1 protein-coding gene and 1 tRNA gene are annotated in these 2,547 nt (G+C 63.6%); both read right to left on the bottom strand.

What is annotated here, in order from left to right; all coding sequences use genetic code 11:
* A partial coding sequence (locus ACK4SV_RS16720; protein ID WP_409918979.1) for a glycoside hydrolase family 3 N-terminal domain-containing protein occupies positions 1–1,985 on the bottom strand: 1,985 nt, incomplete at its 3' end.
* 469 nt (positions 1,986–2,454) lie between these two features.
* Positions 2,455–2,539: transfer RNA gene (locus ACK4SV_RS16715), tRNA-Leu, on the bottom strand.
* Positions 2,540–2,547: the final 8 nt, after the last annotated feature.

Here is a 2,547-nt window from a genome sequence, read left to right as displayed (position 1 = left end):
AGCGTAAAGGCAACCCGCCGCGTCTCGCCTGCCGGGATGCTCACGCGGGCAAAGCCGCGCATTTCCTGTACCGGCCGGGCGACCTGCGCCACAGGATCACGCACGTAAAGCTGGACCACTTCGTCCCCATTGATGCCGGACGTGTTGGTGATGGCCGAGCTGATTGTAATTGTCCCGCCAGGCACCAGCTCGTCAGCGGAATGGTTCAAGCCGCCATACTCAAAGCTCGCATAGCTGAGGCCGTGACCGAAGGCATAGGCCGGCGTGATCGGGATATCCATATAGCGCGCCGAATCCTTCGAGAGGTCCGGATCAGCGGGGCGCCCCGTGGGGTAATGGCCCATGAAATACGGCGCCTGTCCTGTGCGGCGGGGGAAAGACACGGGCAGTCGGCCCGCGGGAGAGACATCCCCAAAGAGGATATTCGCAATGGCCGGACCTGTCTCGGTACCGGGAAACCAGGCGACCAGAATGGTTGCGTCGTCGGCATCCAACGGCTCGAGATCGAGGGGCCTGCCAGTCATCAGTACCGTGACGACCAGCTTGCCTGTCGCAAGGATGGCGCGCGCCAGTTCCTGCTGGGGCACTGGTAGTGCGATGTCAGATCGCGAACGCGCCTCGCCCGAGAGATTGTAATCCTCACCCGTGACAAGAATGACGAGGTCTGCGCTTTCAGCCGCGCGTACGGCGCGGGCGATGGCTTCCGGGTCGGCCTGGTCGCGTGTACCCGCGCCCGGTTCGTAAACGAGATTGTCGCCCAGACGTTCCTGCAGCGTGGCCAAAAGCGTGGTGACGTCTTCGGGGCGCCCCTGCGCCTTCCAGGAGCCGATCATGGAACGGGCATCATCTGCGAGCGCACCGATCAGCGCCACGCGGCCGGGCGCCTCGCTGAGCGGCAGGATGCCGGCATCATTGCGAAGCAGGACCATCGATCGTTCCGCGACTTGCCGCGCGGCGGCGCGGTGATCCGGCGACAGCATGACGGCGGCCTCCCGGGCAGGGTCATGATAGGCGAGCGGCGCGTCGAACAGGCCGAGGCGTTCCTTTGCCATCAGCACACGGAGAACAGAGGCGTCGAGTGCCACCTGAAGTTCCGGCGTAGCTTCCACGGCTTCAGCCATGTCGGCGGCATAGATGCCACTTGTCATTTCCATATCGACGCTGGCGAGCAGGGCTAGGGCGCCCGCTTCAGCGCGGGTCTCGGCGACGCCGTGATTGATCAGCTCAAGGACCGAGTTCCAGTCGCTGACCACGAGACCCTGATAGTCCCAGCTGCAGCGAAGCAAGTCGTTCAACAGCGCTCGGTTGGCGGTCGTCGGTACGCCGCCGATATCATTGAAAGCCACCATGAAACTGCCGGCGCCTTCGTCGGCCGCCGCCCAGAATGGCGGCAGATAGACCTCGTGCAGCGTGCGCTCGGAAATGTCGGCGCTGTCATAGTCCCGCCCGCCGGCGCCGGCGCCATACGCGCCGAAATGTTTGGCGGTGGCGAGGATCGTGTCGGCGCGGGAAAGATCCGTTCCCTGATAGCCCCGCACCTGCGCGCGGGCCATCGCGGAAACGAAGAAGGGCTCCTCCCCCGCCCCCTCGACAATTCGGCCCCAGCGGGCATCGCGGGCAATGTCGATCATCGGCGCGAAGGTCCAGTGGAGGCCGGCGCTGGTCGCCTCAACGGCGGCCACGCGGGCGGTAAGCTCGGCGTCGGCAGGATCGAACGTCGCCGCGATCCCGAGAGGAACCGGGAACATCGTACGATAGCCATGAACGACATCCATCGCGAACAGGAGCGGAATGCCAAGCCGGCTCTCCTCGACGGCGACACGCTGCAACTCAGCCAGAAATTCTGCGCCTGCGACGTGCAGATAAGAGCCCACACCGCCGGCGCGGACACGGTCATACTCGGCCTCGTTGATTCGGGAGTTGAGCGCGATCTGGCGGCCACCCGCCATCTGGTTGAGCTGACCGAGCTTCTCTGCGGTTGTCATCCTCTCAAGGATGAACTGGGCCCGGTCTGGCCCGCGCAGGCCCGCATCGCTCGCTTCCGTGGCAACACGGCCTTCCTGTGCGCTGGCCCCTGGGCCAGAAATTGCGCAGGCAGCGACGGTCACAAAGCTGAGCGCCGCCAAGGCCGCACATAAACGAGTTCGCCGGACGCGCCGGCCAGGCGGCGCCTTTACGGGATGCTGCATCCCCTCCTCCCCATGTCGCATGTATTATTATTGTTAGCGTTACCAAGACTGGCATTGGCAAGCGCGACTGTCAAACGGCTGATTGCCGGATAGTCCACGATTTTCGGCGACGGCTTTACAGTTACTGACGTTATCGCCACGCAGTTCCGGATTTTTCGACACTTCCCGGCTCGCCAAAATTTCGAGAACAGGGCGACTATTGATACGTTCGCCAGCTTCCGAAATCTTGATTCTAGGCGGTTCTCTGCAGCGCCCTCAAGAATACTGGTGCGGTCGAGAAGACTCGAACTTCCACGGGTTGCCCCACAGCGACCTCAACGCTGCGCGTCTACCAATTCCGCCACGACCGCACACTGGT

Origin of the sequence: Hyphomonas sp. (assembly GCF_046313735.1) — a bacterium.
Lineage (GTDB): Bacteria > Pseudomonadota > Alphaproteobacteria > Caulobacterales > Hyphomonadaceae > Hyphomonas.
This window is presented reverse-complemented; position numbering and strand designations above follow the sequence as displayed.